Annotated in this window: 12 protein-coding genes and 3 tRNA genes; 8 read left to right on the forward strand and 7 right to left on the reverse strand. The window is 40.2% G+C overall.

Annotated features, from left to right (window positions below; translation table 11 throughout):
* Positions 1–159: 159 nt before the first annotated feature.
* Positions 160–1,158: an L-glyceraldehyde 3-phosphate reductase gene (mgrA, locus tag PSF86_RS04145; protein WP_277898781.1), complete on the forward strand. Its 999-nt coding sequence runs from the start codon at positions 160–162 to the stop codon at positions 1,156–1,158.
* A gap of 49 nt (positions 1,159–1,207) precedes the next feature.
* Here the strand turns inward: mgrA and PSF86_RS04150 are convergent, their stop codons facing one another.
* Positions 1,208–1,957 carry a C40 family peptidase gene (locus PSF86_RS04150; RefSeq protein ID WP_277898782.1) on the reverse strand — a complete coding sequence of 250 codons (750 nt, stop codon included), beginning with the start codon at positions 1,955–1,957 and terminating at the stop codon, positions 1,208–1,210.
* A 24-nt stretch (positions 1,958–1,981) separates the two neighbouring features.
* Entirely contained in the window at positions 1,982–3,157 is a 1,176-nt protein-coding gene (locus PSF86_RS04155; protein WP_277898783.1) for an acetyl-CoA C-acyltransferase, read from the reverse strand.
* Positions 3,158–3,279: 122 nt separating this feature from the next.
* On the opposite strand from PSF86_RS04155, the gene PSF86_RS04160 reads away from it, so the two are divergent.
* From PSF86_RS04160 to PSF86_RS04180, 5 genes are all read left to right on the forward strand, one after another.
* Positions 3,280–5,328, forward strand: a complete 2,049-nt coding sequence (locus PSF86_RS04160; RefSeq protein WP_277898784.1) for an HD family phosphohydrolase — start codon at positions 3,280–3,282, stop codon at positions 5,326–5,328.
* 133 nt (positions 5,329–5,461) lie between these two features.
* Positions 5,462–5,545, forward strand: a tRNA-Ser gene (locus tag PSF86_RS04165).
* 135 nt (positions 5,546–5,680) lie between these two features.
* Positions 5,681–5,920: a GIY-YIG nuclease family protein gene (locus tag PSF86_RS04170; protein WP_277898785.1), complete on the forward strand. Its 240-nt coding sequence runs from the start codon at positions 5,681–5,683 to the stop codon at positions 5,918–5,920.
* Between the two features lie 6 nt (positions 5,921–5,926).
* Positions 5,927–6,001, forward strand: a tRNA-Pro gene (locus PSF86_RS04175).
* Between the two features lie 92 nt (positions 6,002–6,093).
* A tRNA-Arg gene (locus tag PSF86_RS04180) sits at positions 6,094–6,167 on the forward strand.
* Positions 6,168–6,436: 269 nt separating this feature from the next.
* On the opposite strand, the gene PSF86_RS04185 is transcribed toward PSF86_RS04180, so the two are convergent.
* The 3 genes from PSF86_RS04185 to PSF86_RS04195 form a co-directional block, all read right to left on the reverse strand.
* A complete protein-coding gene (locus PSF86_RS04185; RefSeq protein WP_277898786.1) occupies positions 6,437–6,835 on the reverse strand; it encodes an STAS/SEC14 domain-containing protein in 399 nt (132 codons plus the stop codon).
* Between the two features lie 115 nt (positions 6,836–6,950).
* Positions 6,951–8,324 carry a 30S ribosomal protein S6--L-glutamate ligase gene (gene rimK / locus PSF86_RS04190; RefSeq protein WP_277898787.1) on the reverse strand — a complete coding sequence of 458 codons (1,374 nt, stop codon included), beginning with the start codon at positions 8,322–8,324 and terminating at the stop codon, positions 6,951–6,953.
* Between the two features lie 116 nt (positions 8,325–8,440).
* Entirely contained in the window at positions 8,441–10,993 is a 2,553-nt protein-coding gene (locus PSF86_RS04195; protein WP_277898870.1) for an ATP-dependent Clp protease ATP-binding subunit, read from the reverse strand.
* Positions 10,994–11,259: 266 nt separating this feature from the next.
* Between PSF86_RS04195 and gyrA the strand changes: the two genes are divergently transcribed.
* Together gyrA and PSF86_RS04205 are read left to right on the forward strand one after the other, a co-directional pair.
* Positions 11,260–13,815 (forward strand): DNA gyrase subunit A, encoded by a 2,556-nt coding sequence (gene gyrA / locus PSF86_RS04200; RefSeq protein WP_277898788.1) that lies wholly within the window; start codon positions 11,260–11,262, stop codon positions 13,813–13,815.
* A gap of 25 nt (positions 13,816–13,840) precedes the next feature.
* Complete coding sequence (locus PSF86_RS04205) at positions 13,841–15,112, forward strand: tetratricopeptide repeat protein (protein ID WP_277898789.1); 1,272 nt, start codon at positions 13,841–13,843, stop codon at positions 15,110–15,112.
* A gap of 144 nt (positions 15,113–15,256) precedes the next feature.
* On the opposite strand, the gene PSF86_RS04210 is transcribed toward PSF86_RS04205, so the two are convergent.
* Together PSF86_RS04210 and PSF86_RS04215 are read right to left on the reverse strand one after the other, a co-directional pair.
* Positions 15,257–16,021 carry a rhamnogalacturonan acetylesterase gene (locus PSF86_RS04210; protein WP_277898790.1) on the reverse strand — a complete coding sequence of 255 codons (765 nt, stop codon included), beginning with the start codon at positions 16,019–16,021 and terminating at the stop codon, positions 15,257–15,259.
* Positions 15,996–16,982 (reverse strand): pectinesterase family protein, encoded by a 987-nt coding sequence (locus PSF86_RS04215; RefSeq protein ID WP_277898791.1) that lies wholly within the window; start codon positions 16,980–16,982, stop codon positions 15,996–15,998. Before PSF86_RS04215 ends, PSF86_RS04210 begins: the two co-directional genes overlap by 26 nt.
* Positions 16,983–16,985: the final 3 nt, after the last annotated feature.

Here is a 16,985-nt window from a genome sequence, read left to right on the forward strand (position 1 = left end):
TGGCTCTATATAGCTGGCGCTTTTTGCCGTTTGGTTGAAATATGTTGGATTTATGCCGAAAACATTAAAAAATGTTGATTTTAATGGCATTTGTGCCGGTGCATGGCAGTAGTCTTGTACATTTATGTTAATTTTATGTCTCAAGAAAACCTATATTAAATGAAAAAATACAAACCCGCCGAAAACCGATACGAACAAATGCAATACCGCCGCTGCGGAAAAAGCGGAATAGACCTGCCGCTGTTATCGTTGGGATTATGGCACAACTTTGGCGATAACGACGATTTTGACAATGCCGCAAAGCTATTGCGTACTGCTTTCGACCATGGAATTACACATTTCGACCTTGCCAACAATTATGGCCCCCCATATGGTTCTGCCGAGAAGAATTTTGGCAAAATATTTAAACGCGACTTTAAAAAATACAGAGACGAGCTCATTATCTCTACAAAGGCAGGCTGGGATATGTGGCCCGGGCCTTATGGAAATTTTGGGTCCCGCAAATATTTAATTTCCAGTTTGGACCAGTCTTTAAAAAGAATGAAACTGGACTATGTGGATATTTTTTATCATCACCGGCCCGACCCAAATACGCCATTGGAAGAAACCATGGGCGCCCTGGACCAAATAGTACGGCAGGGAAAGGCATTATATGTTGGAATATCTCAATACAACGCCACCGATACCAAAAAAGCGGCAAAAATATTAAAAGAACAGGGCACACCGTTCTTGATTCATCAACCAAGGTACAATATGATGGACCGTTGGGTAGAAAACGGCCTTTTGGACACCTTGGACGAGGTGGGCATTGGCAGTATCGTGTTTTCTCCGCTCGAACAAGGAATTTTAACATCAAAATACCTCGGAGGGATCCCAAAAGATTCGCGGGCCGCTACCGAAGGGAGTTATCTGGACGCTTCGCGCATAAAACCCGAACTTGTTGAAAAAATACAAAAGCTCAACGATATAGCCGAAGCCCGGGGCCAAAGTCTGGCACAAATGGCAATAGCCTGGTTGCTAAAGGATGCGCGGGTAACATCGGTATTGATTGGTGCGAGCAGGGTGTCTCAGCTAAAGGATAACCTAGAAGCTATAAAGAATATAAAGTTTACCAAAACAGAATTGAATAAAATAGATAAAATTATAGTGGATAAATAAAAACTAAAGCCACTGTTCATTATATTTTGGACAGTGGCTTTTAATAAGTTTATATTATTTTTTTTATGACCCGCAATTTATGCGAATGTGTTTTGGTATCTACATTAAAGATCCCGGTATGGTCAATGCGGTCTATCCTAACTTTTCCATGGGCATGGATAATGTAATTATCTATCATAATAATACCAACGTGGATAATACTGCCTTCATCATCATCAAAAAAAGCAAGGTCGCCGGGCTCACTTTCTTCAATAAAGCTTAAAGCTTCACCTTGCGATGCCTGCTGGGCTGCATTCCTTAACAATTTATGGCCGTTTAGTTTGTATACCATTTGTGCAAACCCGGAGCTATCGATTCCAAAAGGTGTTTTTCCGCCCCATAAATAAGGAGTATTGAGGTACAGATAAGCAGTCTCGATAATATTTTCTTTTGGCAAGACGCCTTGTTTTGTTTCACCGTCGAAACTCCCGGAAAGGTGTTTGGTAGCCTTTACGTTGCAGCCCAAAGGAATGGGGAGCAGGTTATTTTGATTGTCGTATACAAATTCAACTAAATCGGCAGACAATACAAGTTCTTCCTTTTCTACAATATGGTATAGTTCTTCATCTATAAGCTGGTATTGGGTATTCTCTATCCACCCTTCGTATTTGTCGAATGCCAAGCGTATTTTACTCCATTGTTTTCTGCGTTCCAGTACTTTAAAATGGTCGCCATAAAGCACTTGTGAGCTAAGTTCGCCTATATGTTGGGGTTCATTACGTAAAGGAACGATACTTAGATGACAAATTCCATATTGCATTTAGCTGATGATTAGGTATAAATATTAATTTCTTTCAATTACAATGGCCGAAGCACCACCGCCGCCGTTACAAATGGCCGCGGCACCTTTTTTAGCGTTATTTTGTTCTAAAACGCTTAGTAGGGTAATCAAGATACGCACTCCGGAGCACCCCAATGGATGCCCGAGGGACACAGCACCTCCGTTTACGTTTACCTTATCGTCTGTAAGCCCTAAAATTTTCATATTGGCGAGACCCACTACCGAAAAAGCTTCGTTAAACTCAAAGAAATCAATATCATTTAGTTTCAGTCCGGCTTTATCAAGCGCTTTTGGCAATGCTTTTGCTGGGGCCGTGGTAAACCATTCCGGCTCTTGAGCGGTATCTGCATGGCTTAAAATAGTGGCCAATGGTTTTAACCCTAATTCCTTGGCCTTTTCCCCGCTCATTAATACCACTGCTCCGGCACCGTCGTTTATGGTAGAGGCATTGGCTGCCGTTACCGTTCCTTCTTTTGTAAATGCAGGTCTTAATGACGGTATTTTATCGAGCTTTACATTTTTGTATTCTTCATCTTCCTTAAATAGAATGGGTTCACCACGGCGTTGAGGGACTTCCACGGGAACAACTTCATTGGCAAATTTTCCTTCTTCCCATGCTTTGGCAGACCTTTTGTATGATTGAATGGCAAATGCATCCTGATCTTCACGTGTAAACTTGTATTTTGTGGCACATGCATCGGCACATACGCCCATTGCATTTTGGTCGTATGCATCTACAAGTCCATCTTTTTGGAGCCCGTCGATTAATTGGCCGGGGCCAAATTTTGTTCCTTGTCGCATATGTACGTAATGAGGGATAAGGCTCATGTTTTCCATTCCTCCAGCTACAACAATAGATGCATCTCCCAGGGCAATAGCCTGCGCACCTTGCATAATAGCCTTCATGCCGCTGGCACAAACTTTGTTGACCGTGGTACATGGAACCGTGTTTGGTATTCCGGCAAAAATGGCGGCTTGCCTTGCCGGGGCTTGCCCTTCTCCTGCTTGCACTACATTTCCCATCAATACTTCCTCAACCAAAGTAGGGGCCAGGTTTATTTTGTCAAGAGCCCCACGAATAGCAACAGCACCCAATTTAGGCGCAGGCACCGTAGATAGAGAGCCCAAAAAGCTTCCTATGGGGGTTCTGGCAGCCGATACAATTACAACTTTGTTCATAATACTCGTTTTATTGTTGCGAATTTAGTTAATTTAAAAAGATATTCACAAGAACTTCCTTTTTAATAAATATCAATAAGGATACTATTTTTTGTTACATTTGAATATCAATACCCTGTTAAATGAAGCGATTTTTAGACAACTTATATAAAAATCAATCTATAGTTTATAAAGGATTTTTATTTATAGCCACTATTGTTTTGATAGTTTACCTTTTCCCAAAAGGAGGGAAATTTAAATATGATTTTCAAAAAGGAAAATTGTGGCAATATGAAACTTTATACGCGCCATTCGATTTTGCCATATATAAAACCGATGCGGAAATAAAAAAAGACAAAGAAGCCATACAGGCCAACCATCCTGATTATTTTAGGTATGAAGATGCCATAACAGATGCCGTTTACAACGGTTTCGACGAAAAGTTTAACTCATATTTCCCTTCGGATGATTACGGTAAGAGCGAAAGGGATCGGTTATATTCATATGGGCAGGAACTGCTTAATACCATATATGAAAAAGGGGTTGTACAGTTTAACTCTGATTATACAGACGATAGCGTTGTGAATGTGGTTAAGAGAAATGAAGAAAGAACGGTTTTATATGGAAGTTTTGTTAAACTAAATCAAATAGACCGGTTAATAAGCACTTTTATAAAAGAAAAAGGGCTTACCGAATATAAATCTCAATACAACAGCCTCTATTTTGATATTATTCAACCAAATGTCTTCTTTGATGAAGTACTTACCGCGAAAACATTAGAACGTGAACTGGCAAAGGTAACAACCACAAGGGGGAACATAGATAAAGGAAAACGGATTATTGCCAAAGGCGAAGTTGTAGAAGGCGAAAAATACAATATTTTAAGTTCCCTCCGGAAAGAATACCAGTCTAAACTGTGGAATGAAAGTAATTATAACTGGATTGTATTCGGGTATACCATTTTGGTGGGGATTACACTGTTTATGTTGCTGTTGTTTTTGCAAAAATACCGTCAAGAGGTATTTATAAACAACAATAAGGTAACATTTATTTTCTTTAATATTTTGGTGATGATATTCTTAACAACCACGGTAGTTAAGTTTAATGTAGATTATGTGTATGTCGTTCCGTTGTGTATCATGCCCTTGATATTAAAAGCATTCTTCGACCCACGGCTGGGCTTGTTCACGCATGTTTTAACCGTGTTGTTGTTAGGCTTTATCGTGCCTAATAGTTTTGAATATGTTTTTCTTCAAATTATTGCGGGGATCGTAACCATTCAAACTATTTCCGAACTGCATAAAAGAGCCAATCTGTTTATATCGGTAGCACAGATTACCTTGGTGTACATTATAGCGTATTTTGCATTTTATGTGATCCATGAAGGAAATTTTGAAAACATACATTGGATAACATTTGGGTTGTTTGTATTGAACGGGTTAGCAACGCTGGCCGCATTTCCATTGATTTACATTTACGAAAAATTGTTTTCATTGGTGTCTGATGTTTCTTTATTGGAATTATCCGATACGAATTCCAAATTGTTAAAAGAATTATCCGACAAAGCACCGGGAACCTTTCATCATTCCCTGCAAGTGGCAAACCTAGCGGAAGCAGCAGCCAATGAAATTGGGGCAAACTCTATGTTGGTAAGGGTAGGGGCATTGTATCACGATATAGGGAAAATGAACAATCCAACTTATTTTACCGAAAACCAGACTACAAGTGTAAATCCCCACAACGAGCTATCACCCGAAGAAAGTGCCAAAATTATCATCGATCATGTTATTGAGGGGATTGAATTGGCAAAGAAAAATAATTTGCCCGATCGGGTAATCGATTTTATACGTACCCACCACGGGACGTCCTTGGTTTATTATTTTTACAGAAAGGCTTACGATTTAAACGAAGATGTTTCAAAAGAAGATTTTCAATATCCGGGCCCCATTCCGTATTCAAAGGAAACAGCAATATTGATGATGTCGGATTCGGTTGAAGCAGCATCTAAAAGTTTAAAAAACCCCACGTTCACGATTATTAACGATTTTGTAGAAAAAATTGTTACAAAGCAAATAGACGAAGGTCAGTTTTTAAATGCAAATATTACTTTTAAGGAAATAGAACAAATAAAAAAGGTGCTAAAACAAAAATTGACAAATATATACCATTTGCGAATAGAATATCCGGAGTAGTATTTTATTGGTAGCTAGGAAAGTACTTTTTTACTTTAAAAATAATTAAAAAAATAGTTGCATTGTTCTAGATGAACTACTACATTTGCATCCGCAATTTTAGGTTGCACGTTCATAATTAATATAAAGAATTGGAGAGGTGCCGGAGTGGTAACGGAGCAGATTGCTAATCTGTCGGCGGGTAACTGTCGCCAGGGTTCGAATCCCTGTCTCTCCGCTTTTATTTTTCGATGTTATTTATTTTAAAACCGAAAAAATTTCGGATGTAGCGTAGCCCGGTTATCGCGCCGCGTTTGGGATGCGGAGGTCGTCACGCTTGAGGCGTGACCACCCCAAACATATGAAATGAAGAATGGATTATGTGGTTTATATATTGTTCAGCGAAGGTATTTCGCAATATTATGCTGGGCAAACCGAAAACATTGAAAAAAGAATAATCAGGCACAATCGGGGCTTGGTGAAATCGACCAAAAGGGGAGTGCCTTGGAAGTTGATAAAAATAATACCAGTTTCAAGCATAGCAGAAGCTATGAAACTGAAAAGAAAAGTTAAAAAACGAGGAATAAAAAGGTTTCTTGCCGATTTAACTTAACACCTTCGGGGTGTAGCGTAGCCCGGTTATCGCGCCGCGTTTGGGACGCGGAGGTCGCAGGTTCGAATCCTGCCACCCCGACAAAAGATGGAGGTCGTCGCGCTTGAGGCGTGACCACCCCGACAAAAGATGGAGGTCGTCACGCTTGAGGTATGGCCATCTCAATTCACAATGGTCGCGTAGCTCAGTTGGATAGAGCATCTGCCTTCTAAGCAGACGGTCCCAGGTTCGAATCCTGGCGCGATCACAAAAACCCTGCAACCATTTGGTTGCAGGGTTTTTGTTTTTCTGAAGTTATTTTTTGATACAAAGCATATTATTTTATCTGATATTATTCTTTTTTATGTATTGCCATAAAATTTAATTAATTTGAAATCTAATTTTTGAGGTGTAGTGAAGAAGAAATGAAGCTTCAAAGCCGAAGCTCCGGAAGTATTAGGTTTAAGTTATGACGCTTGTCTCTGCACTATCACGAGCGTCACAATCGTTTCGGGAATGAGTAAGCAGGGGAAAACATTATTGGTCATTGCAATTGACATGAACCCATTGAATGGCATTCTCAATATTTCGGAAAAGTTTCATTTCTTTTCCGTAAAAATATTTTTCTATTTTATAATTGTGCTTAAATATTTCTTTGGTAGAAACAATGGCTACGGCCTTTAGGTTTTCGACCTCTTTGATATATGCATACAAAGCGGGGTCTATGGCATACGAATTTTTTCTTAAGGAAATGTACCCAAAGTTTTTGTTTCGGTAATGTATTTCGGCCAATGAGGCCAATGATGAAATATTTTCCAACGTAAGGTCTATACCATCATTCATAGAGCCAATGGCAAAATTGGGGTAAATCTCTATATACCCAAAATCCAGCGTATATGATTTTATTAACCGATGCTTGGAAGTAAGTGCATTCATGTGGCAAAATTACGCTATTTCCAAAGCAAATTGTAGTGGCCTTTTAAATATTAGATTAACTACATTTTTATTAGATAAATTGATGTGGTGCTTAAAAAAAGATAATGGTTATATGTTATTTTTTAGCTTTCCAGTTCAATTTTTTTTCAATAGATTTTATCATGAGCCCTGCAATGTCTATGTCGGTAGCGGTTTCGATCCCTTCCAAACCTGGCGACGAATTTACTTCCAATAGGAGCGGGCCTTTGGAAGAACGTATAATGTCTACTCCGGCTACGTCCAGTCCCATGGCTTTGGTGGCTTTTACGGCAATCTTTTTCTCGGCCGATGTTAACTTGATTAACGATGCCGTTCCGCCAAGGTGCATGTTTGCCCTAAATTCTCCCGGAGGTGCTTCCCGTTGCATGGCCGCAACTACTTTTCCGTCAATAACAAAACAACGGATATCTTTGCCGTTAGCTTCTTTTATAAATTCTTGGACAAGAATGTATGCATTAAGACTTTTAAAGGCGTTAATAACACTTTCGGCCGCTTTCTTTGTTTCGGCCAGCACGACGCCTTTTCCCTGGGTGCCTTCCAAGAGTTTTATAATCAGGGGCGAACCGCCAACCATTTTTATTAGGTCATTGGTATCTAGCGGGGAGTTTGCAAACCCTGTCGTGGGAATGCTTACGCCGTTTTTAAGGAGCAATTGCAACGAAAATAGCTTGTCCCGGGACTGCCTAATGGCTTCGGCTTTGTTAAGGCAGGCTATATGTATAGACTCGAAATGCCTGGCCAGTGAGCATCCGTAATAGGTCATGCTCGGCCTGATTCTCGGGATTATGGCGTCGAGATCGTTTAAAATCTTTCCACCACGGTAATGTATTTCCGGCGTTTCTGCATCCAGTTTCATATAACATTGCCGGATATTGAAAAACTCGACTTCGTGCCCCATGCGTTCTCCGGCTTCAATAATCCTCCGGTTACTATATAAATTGGGGTTGCTGGCCAGTAATCCAATTTTTAAGCCTCCTTGATTTTGCACATTGGCCTTGTAGCGTTTGTTTACATCTTCATCGCTTAGGTCGCCAAAAATAAAACTGCTTTCTGGATCTACAATCAATCTCCCCATCATGGCTTCCCTTCCAAGGAGCATGCGGTAGCCCATACTGTCTCTATTGGTCAAGGAAACTTCAATATCCCAAGTGGTGTCGTTTATATTGAGCGTAGTTTTAATTATGTACCTATTCTCGCGGTTTCCGGTAGAGCTTTTTATAACACGCTTGTCTATAACAACGGCCTCGCAATGAATAACCTTTTTACCGTTATGCTGAATAGGGTATACGTCAAAGGTAACCCAAGTTTCGTTATTCCTCTGAAAGGGCTGGATGTTAACAGCGTGTAGGGCAGAAGTTTTGGCACCGCTGTCTACCCTTACTTTTATGGTTGGAATCTCTAGTTCTGGTAATGATACCCATTCTTGGCTACCAATGATCGTTTTACTCATTTATTTTAATTTGATTCACTTCTAAGTTAAGAAGAATTTTAGAGCGGATAAAATTAAATAAAAAAACGTGCGATAATTAATACCGCACGCTTTAATATTTGGAATTATTTTAATGTTTACGATTCAGCAGATTTTTCTGCTTTCTCGATAGTAATGGTAAGTTCTTCCTTTTCAGAAATTAGGTCCATTAAAATACTATCGCCTTCAGTTAACTTGGAAGTAATAATTTCTTCCGCCAGGGCATCTTCAATATATTTTTGAATGGCCCTTTTTAACGGCCTTGCCCCATATTGCTTGTCGAAACCTTTATCGGCTATGTAGTCTTTGGCCTTATCGGTTAGCTTTAAATGATAACCCAGGCCTTCAATCCGCAGGTAAAGTTTTTCCAGTTCGATATCGATAATCTTGTGGATATCTTCTTTTTCCAATGGATTGAACACGACAACATCGTCAATTCGGTTTAAGAATTCTGGAGCAAAAGCTTTTTTAAGGGCATTTTCGATAACACTTCTAGAGTGCTCATCGGCCTGTGCCTTTTTAGCTGAAGTTCCAAAACCAACTCCTTGACCGAAATCTTTTAATTGACGCGCACCAATGTTGGAGGTCATTATAATGATGGTGTTCCTGAAATCTATTTTTCTTCCCAGGCTATCGGTAATGTAACCGTCGTCTAAAACCTGAAGCAACATGTTAAACACATCGGGGTGTGCTTTTTCTACCTCGTCGAGGAGAATAACGGCATAAGGTTTTCTTCTTACTTTTTCGGTAAGCTGACCGCCTTCTTCGTAGCCTACATATCCCGGAGGTGCTCCTATTAATCTCGACACGGCAAATTTTTCCATGTATTCGCTCATGTCGATTCTAATTAAGGCGTCGTCCGAATCGAACAATTTATTGGCCAACACTTTAGCCAATTGGGTTTTTCCAACCCCTGTTTGCCCTAAAAATATAAACGAGCCAATTGGTTTGTCGGGATCTTTAAGCCCGGCACGGTTACGCTGTATTGCTTTTACAACCTTGGCAACCGCTTCGTCCTGACCAATAACTTTTCCTTTTATGAGTTTGGGCAGTTCGGCCAATTTAGAGCTTTCTGCCTGCGCTATACGGGTTACGGGAACCCCGCTCATCATGGAAACCACGTCGGCCACGCTTTCGTCCGTAACGGTTTCCCTGTGGAGCTTGCTTTCTTCTTCCCATTGGTCCTGCGCCTGCGTTAATTCTTTTTCCAAACGTTTTTCGTCGTCCCTTAATTTAGCGGCCTCCTCGTATTTTTGCTTTTTGACTACGGAATTTTTCAGTTCTTTTACATCTTCCAGCTGTTTTTCGAGCTCTAGGATTTGTTTTGGAACTTCCATGTTGGTTATATGGACACGGGATCCGGCTTCGTCTAAAGCATCAATGGCCTTATCGGGCAAGAAACGATCGGTTAAGTACCTATTGGTTAGCTTAACGCACGATACAATGGCCTCTTCGGTATAGATTACATTGTGGTGTTCTTCATATTTATCTTTAATATTATGAAGTATTTCAATGGTTTCTTCTACCGAAGTAGGTTCTACGATTACTTTTTGGAAGCGTCTTTCCAAGGCGCCGTCTTTTTCAATATACTGTCTGTATTCATCCAAAGTGGTGGCACCGATGCATTGAATTTCGCCCCGCGCCAGGGCCGGTTTGAACATATTGGAAGCATCGAGGCTTCCAGTGGCACCACCGGCGCCTACAATGGTGTGTATCTCGTCTATAAAAAGAATAATATCGTCGTTCTTTTCAAGTTCGTTCATTACGGCTTTCATACGCTCCTCAAACTGGCCGCGGTATTTTGTGCCGGCAACCAACGAAGCCAAATCAAGCGTTACAACGCGCTTGTTGTAGAGTATCCTTGAAACTTTCTTTTTAACAATACGGAGTGCCAAGCCTTCGGCAATGGCACTTTTACCAACACCCGGTTCGCCAATAAGCAATGGGTTGTTTTTCTTTCTTCGACTTAATATTTGAGAAACCCTTTCAATTTCTTTTTCCCTTCCAACAACTGGGTCCAATTTGTCCTCCTCGGCCAGTTGGGTAAGGTCCCTTCCAAAATTGTCAAGGACCGGGGTTTTGGACTTTTTGTTTGATTTAGGGGTACTTCCCGTACCGCCAAAAGGATTGTCCCTTCCTTCTTCTCCTGCACCCGTTTCGTCTGAAAACGATTCGGATGTTGGCGAATCTATAAAATCGTCATCACTGGTAATCATAAGCTTGAATTGTTCTTTAACGTTGTCATAATCGATTTTAAGCTTATTTAGCAACTTTGTGGTCGGGTCGTTTTCATTCCTTAAGATACAAAGTAATAAGTGAGCTGTATTGATCGACGAACTTTGAAATAGTTTGGCCTCCAGAAAAGTAGTTTTTAATGCTCTTTCTGCTTGTCTGGTGAGATGCAAGTTGCGTTTGTCGTTCGCAGCTACATTAGTTCCAGGGTTTGAGGGGCTTAATATTTCTACTTTTCTCCTTAAATGATCAAGGTCTATGCTTAATGCAGTTAAAATGTCTATAGCTTTTCCGTTTCCGTCACGCAAAAGTCCGAGCATAAGATGTTCTGTGCCAATAAAGTCATGACCTAAACGTAAGGCCTCTTCTTTACTATATGCTATAACATCTTTAACCCGAGGTGAAAAATTATCATCCATACTTCTCTCTTTCTTCAATTAAAAATAGTAAAACAACTACAAGTAGGCAAAAACTATACCCTAATTAATTAGAATTAGGACTACTTTTAGCTAATAGACAAAAAAACTCGGCAAAATCAAAAAAATTAACATTCAATTTATTAACCTTTTCGCAGCTGTTCTTTGTTGATAAAAACATGAAAAAACCTTTTAACGGAAAGCGAAAGCGTCTATAAAATACGTATATTGGCACGATTTATAATTAAAACATACATAAAATATTTAATATGGCAGAAGGAGAAAAGCTGATCCCTATTAATATTGAGGACGAGATGAAATCGGCTTACATTGATTATTCAATGTCGGTCATTGTGTCACGTGCTCTACCAGATGTTAGGGACGGACTAAAACCTGTTCACCGACGCGTTTTGTTCGGGATGCATGAATTGGGAGTTAGATCTAACAGTTCTTATAAAAAATCTGCGAGAATTGTAGGTGAAGTTCTAGGTAAGTATCACCCGCACGGAGATACTTCCGTTTACGATACCATGGTACGGATGGCCCAAAGCTGGAGCTTGCGCTACATGATGGTAGATGGTCAGGGGAACTTTGGATCGATAGATGGAGACAGCCCGGCGGCAATGCGTTATACCGAAGCCCGTATGCGGAAAATATCAGAAGATATGCTTGCTGATATTGATAAAGATACCGTAGATCATCAGTTAAACTTCGACGATACCTTAAAAGAACCTAAAGTACTTCCTACCAGGGTGCCAAACCTATTGATAAATGGTGCATCGGGGATTGCTGTGGGAATGGCTACCAATATGCCCCCGCACAACCTATCGGAAGTTATAGACGGTACCGTAGCCTATATAGAAAACAGCGACATAGAGATAGACGAGCTCATCGAGCACGTAAAGGCCCCCGATTTTCCAACAGGAGGTATTATTTATGGCTACGATGGCGTTCGTGAAGCTTTTAAAACCGGAAGGGGGCGCGTGGTAATGCGTGCCAAGGCCCATACGGAAGAAGTTAACGGAAGAGAGTCTATCGTTGTAACCGAAATTCCATATCAGGTCAACAAGGCAGACATGATTAAGAAAACGGCAGACCTTGTTAACGATAAAAAAATTGAAGGGATTTCGAACATCCGTGACGAATCGGACAGAAACGGGATGCGCATTGTTTATATCTTAAAGCGCGATGCCATTCCAAATATTGTTTTAAATACACTTTATAAATATACGGCACTGCAATCTTCGTTTAGCGTAAACAATATTGCATTGGTAAACGGTAGGCCGCAATTGCTTAATTTGAAAGACATGATCCACCATTTTGTGGAACACCGTCATGAAGTAGTTGTAAGAAGGACCGAATACGAACTGCGCAAAGCGGAAGAACGGGCCCATATTCTTGAAGGCTTGATTATTGCTTCTGATAATATAGACGAAGTAATTGCCATTATCCGGGCTTCCAGCAATGCAGATGAAGCGCGTACCAAATTAATAGAACGTTTTAAACTGTCGGAAATCCAGGCCAAGGCAATCGTAGAAATGCGATTGAGACAATTAACGGGGCTGGAACAGGACAAACTGCGTTCTGAATATGAAGAAATTAAAAAATTCATTGATGATTGTAAAGATATTCTTGCCCGTAAAGAGCGTAGAATGGACATCATCAAAGAAGAACTTCTGGAAGTAAAAGATAAATACGGAGATGAACGTCGCTCTCAAATAGAATACGCCGGAGGCGATTTGAGCATTGAGGACATGATCCCGGACGAGCAAGTGGTTATTACCATTTCTCATGCGGGTTACATTAAAAGGACACCGCTTACCGAATACAAAACCCAAAATAGGGGCGGGGTGGGCCAAAAAGGCTCTTCGACAAGGAACGAAGACTTCTTGGAGCATTTGTTCGTGGGTACCAACCACCAATACATGTTGTTCTTTACCCAAAAAGGAAAATGTTTCTGGATGCGCGTTTACGAAATCCCCGAAGGGAGCAAAACTTCCAAAGGAAGGGCTATCCAAAACCTAATCAATATTGAACAAGACGATAAGGTAAAAGCTTTTATTTGCACCAAAGATTTAAAAGACGAAGAATATATCAACAGTCATTTTGTCATAATGGCCACAAACAAAGGTGTGGTCAAGAAAACGTCACTTGAGCAATATTCGCGTCCGCGCCAAAATGGTATCAATGCCATAACCATTCGGGAAGGCGACGAACTTTTGGAGGCAAAGCTAACCACCGGAAACAGCCAGATACTGCTTGCGGTCAAGTCTGGTAAAGCCATCCGGTTTGAAGAAAGCAAAACACGGCCAATGGGAAGAAATGCTTCTGGTGTGCGTGGGATTACCCTTGCCGATGATAACGACGAGGTAGTCGGGATGGTTTCCGTTAACAATTTTGAAGACAATATTTTAGTGGTTTCAGAAAACGGTTACGGAAAACGTACTTATCTGGACGACCCAGAAGATGGAGAAGCCGTTTACCGGATTACCAATCGTGGCGGTAAAGGTGTTAAAACCATGTCCATTACCGAAAAAACAGGTGCTTTGGTAGCTATCAAAAACGTGTCTGATGAAGACGACCTTATGATAATTACAAAATCTGGAGTAGCCATAAGAATGGCCATTGAAGATCTTAGGGTAATGGGCCGTGCCACACAAGGCGTAAAATTAATAAATTTGAAAAACGATTCCATTGCCGCTGTTGCCAAAGTGATGAAAGAAGAAGAGGAGATAGATGATGTAGAAGATATCGAGGTAAACGATGATGGCATAGATGTTGATTCGAACACGGAAGAAAATACAGATAACAACAATAACGAATAACACTTAACACAAATTTTTATTACCAATGAAAAAACAAGTTTTATTAGCGTCGGCAATATTGGCTTCTTCTTTCGCAATAGCCCAAAAAAGCGAGCTGAGGGATGCTGAAAAAGCCTTGGACAAAGGGAGTTCTGCCGAAGCGAAAAGCACATTAGAAAGCATATCGTCTACCATTGAAACAGCGGACGATAAATATAAAGATGAGTATTATTTCCTTTTAGGAAAAACATATGTAGACTTGGCCAAAAAAAGTGGCTCTGATGCAGATTACGAAAAAGCCGTAAATTCTTTTAACCAGTTAATCGAATTTGAAAAATCGTACAAGACAAAATATACAGATGAAGCCAAAGAAATCCTTAACGGCTTGTCTGGAGACATTGTAAATGCCGCTGTTGAAGATAACAAAAACGAAAACTTTGCCGGGGCAGCCAAAAAACTGCATATGGCTTATGAAATGACCGACAATCAGGATTATTTATACTTTGCTGCATCTAGTGCAGTAAACGGTGGAGATCTGGATACGGCTCTTGAATATTACGAGAAATTGAACGAGTTGGAATACACCGGAGAGAGTACCGCATACATGGCCGTTAACAAAGAAACCGGTGAAACCGAAAACCTTGGGTCTGAGCAAAATCGTGACCTCATGGTTAAAACTGGTGAATACACAGATCCATCTGAGGAAGAAACCGAATCGAGATATCCTGAAATTATAAAAAACATTGCGTTGATTTATAATGAAAAAGGAGAGACCGAGAAGGCCGCTGAAGCCATTAAAGATGCAAGAGAAGCAAATCCAGAAGATATTAACTTATTGCTTACCGAAGCTAATATGTACATAAAAATGGGGGATAAGGCCAAGTTTCAATCTTTAATGGAAGAGGCTATTCAAAAAGACCCCAACAATCCTACACTTTATTACAACCTTGGCGTTATAACTGCCGAGCAGGGTAATAAGGAACAGGCTAAAAAATACTATGAAAAAGCCTTGGAATTGGATCCCGAAAATGAAAATGTATATTTAAACATGGCTTCCTTGATCCTTTCTGATGAAAGAGCAATGGTTGATGAAATGAACGGATTGGGGAATTCTGCTGCCGACAACAAACGTTACGACGAATTAAAAGGTCAGCGTGAAGAATTGTACAGAAGCGCGGTTCCTTATCTTGAAAAACTTTTAACCATCAATCCAGATAATATAGATGCCGTAAGAACACTTATGAATATCTATGGAACACTTGGTGAACAAGCTAAGTTTAAAGAAATGAAAGATAAATTGGCTACTTTGGAACAATAAGAGAGCTAAAAATATTATTAGGAAAAGCGCCTTGAAAAAGGCGCTTTTTTATTGGCGCCGCCAAAGGGTATAATATCTCGAGGCTTGCCTCGAAATTAAAAATTTGTTTCCGACCAATGCCTCGTGTGTTTGCACCGAGGTAGTTTACTTTAGGTATTTTGCTAACGGGCTATTGCTCTTTTTTAATTTATCTACAGCCAGTTTGGCAATTAAGGTAGCTCCTTTTACGGATAAATGGGTGTTGTCTTCTTTACCGTTTGGGTAATAGGCAATTTCGCCCGGTTTATAATGCAAGTGGAGTTCTTTTGATTTTTCCGGCCCATAGGATTCCTCTAAAATTTCGGTCATGTACTGAAGGTCGATAAAAGGCACATTCATTTCACCGGCAACCAAACGTGTTTCTAGCGGATATTCCCCATGTGTATCTACCAAAACCCCATGTTCGTTAAAATTTCTTCTTACAATAGACGACAATAGAATAGGGGAGGCACCTTTTTCTCTGGTTTCGCGCACAAACTTTATTAGGTTGTGCCTATAGGCCGTATGTGGATTGGTATACCTTGTGGCATCTTTTATTTTTTGATCGTTGTGCCCAAATTGTATAAAAACATAATCTCCCGGTTTTAATTCATTATAAATAGAATCCCAGCGGTTTTCATTAATAAAGCTGCGGGTGCTCCTTCCGTTTACGGCCTTGTTTTTAACAAGCACATCATTATTGAAAAACTGCTGTAGCATTTGTGCCCAGCCCCTTTCTGGATTTTCTTCTGGATTGGGTTTGTTTGCCATGGTAGAATCTCCAATGGTGTAAAGTGAAATTTGCTGGGCGTTTACCTGAACCGCAAAAAGGAACATGACAAACAGGCTTATAACCTTTATTTTTTTATGGTTTGAGGTACCATTTATCATCTTGGTCTGTTTTTAAAATGTTTTTAACTGTATATACCTTGTATTGCTCTTTGGTAAGTTGATGCGACCATGGAACGCGGCTTGTTATATTTTTACCCAATCCTGTCGAGTTGTATTCGGCATAAAGGGTTTTTTGGTGGGTATCGGGTTTGTCCCAATCGTCCCAGCCTTTCGGGAGTATATGTTGCCCCATATTGCAATTTATAAAAACGGTTTTTGCATACACGCGCCACGGCCTTCCTAAATAAACCTTGCCCACATTGGTAGCGGCGGTAAGCCTGCAATTAATAAATACCAGTCCAAACCCGATTCCTTTGGGTGTAGAGGCTGCTGTAATATAGGAATCGCTTTTACTGTGTAAGATGCAATTATTAAAAACAGCGGTTGCCTGACCAAAAATAAAATCGGTTGAGCCCTCAATATAACAGTTTTTAAAATATTGTTTATTGCCTTCCCCGGCAACGTATACGGTATCTTGATTTCCGTTAATGTTGCAATTTTCCACAATTACCCTATTGGATGTTATTGCCAGTGAAATGGCCTGCCCAACAGGACCAGCCGAATTGGAAATGGTAAGGTTTTTTACAATACAGTCGTTTGCATCAATTTGAAGCGTGGCGGTATGGAAGGTACTGTTTCTTCCCAGTCCGATGGCATCAAAATAATCGTTGTATTCAATAATCGTTTCTTCTTTACTTTCGCCAATAATCGTGAGCATGGGGTTCCATTGGTATATTTTTACTTTTTCATGGTAAGTACCTTTTTTTATAAAAATGGTGATTCTTTCGTATGGAAAAGACTTTATAGCGTTAATGGCTTCCTGTATTGAAGTATAATCACCGCTTCCGTCTTTGGCCACTATAAAATCTATTTCTTCTTTATGAGAATTATTGTCGATTCCATACAATTGAAGACTTATCAGAAATAAAAAAACAAAGAATAATTTGAATAAAGGTTGCATGGT

The sequence above is a fragment of the Galbibacter pacificus genome (assembly GCF_029603165.1).
Taxonomy (GTDB): domain Bacteria; phylum Bacteroidota; class Bacteroidia; order Flavobacteriales; family Flavobacteriaceae; genus Galbibacter; species Galbibacter pacificus.

Bases quoted from the DNA above. Each gene is read 5' to 3' on its own strand.
- PSF86_RS04155 (WP_277898783.1), bottom strand. From the start codon at position 3,157: ATGAACAAAGTTGTAATTGTATCGGCTGCCAGAACCCCCATAGGAAGC.
- PSF86_RS04210 (WP_277898790.1), bottom strand. From the start codon at position 16,021: ATGATAAATGGTACCTCAAACCATAAAAAAATAAAGGTTATAAGCCTG.
- PSF86_RS04170 (WP_277898785.1), top strand. From the start codon at position 5,681: ATGGATTATGTGGTTTATATATTGTTCAGCGAAGGTATTTCGCAATAT.
- rimK (WP_277898787.1), bottom strand. From the start codon at position 8,324: ATGAGTAAAACGATCATTGGTAGCCAAGAATGGGTATCATTACCAGAA.
- mgrA (WP_277898781.1), top strand. From the start codon at position 160: ATGAAAAAATACAAACCCGCCGAAAACCGATACGAACAAATGCAATAC.
- PSF86_RS04205 (WP_277898789.1), top strand. From the start codon at position 13,841: ATGAAAAAACAAGTTTTATTAGCGTCGGCAATATTGGCTTCTTCTTTC.
- PSF86_RS04195 (WP_277898870.1), bottom strand. From the start codon at position 10,993: ATGGATGATAATTTTTCACCTCGGGTTAAAGATGTTATAGCATATAGT.
- PSF86_RS04215 (WP_277898791.1), bottom strand. From the start codon at position 16,982: ATGCAACCTTTATTCAAATTATTCTTTGTTTTTTTATTTCTGATAAGT.
- gyrA (WP_277898788.1), top strand. From the start codon at position 11,260: ATGGCAGAAGGAGAAAAGCTGATCCCTATTAATATTGAGGACGAGATG.
- PSF86_RS04150 (WP_277898782.1), bottom strand. From the start codon at position 1,957: ATGCAATATGGAATTTGTCATCTAAGTATCGTTCCTTTACGTAATGAA.
- PSF86_RS04160 (WP_277898784.1), top strand. From the start codon at position 3,280: ATGAAGCGATTTTTAGACAACTTATATAAAAATCAATCTATAGTTTAT.
- PSF86_RS04185 (WP_277898786.1), bottom strand. From the start codon at position 6,835: ATGAATGCACTTACTTCCAAGCATCGGTTAATAAAATCATATACGCTG.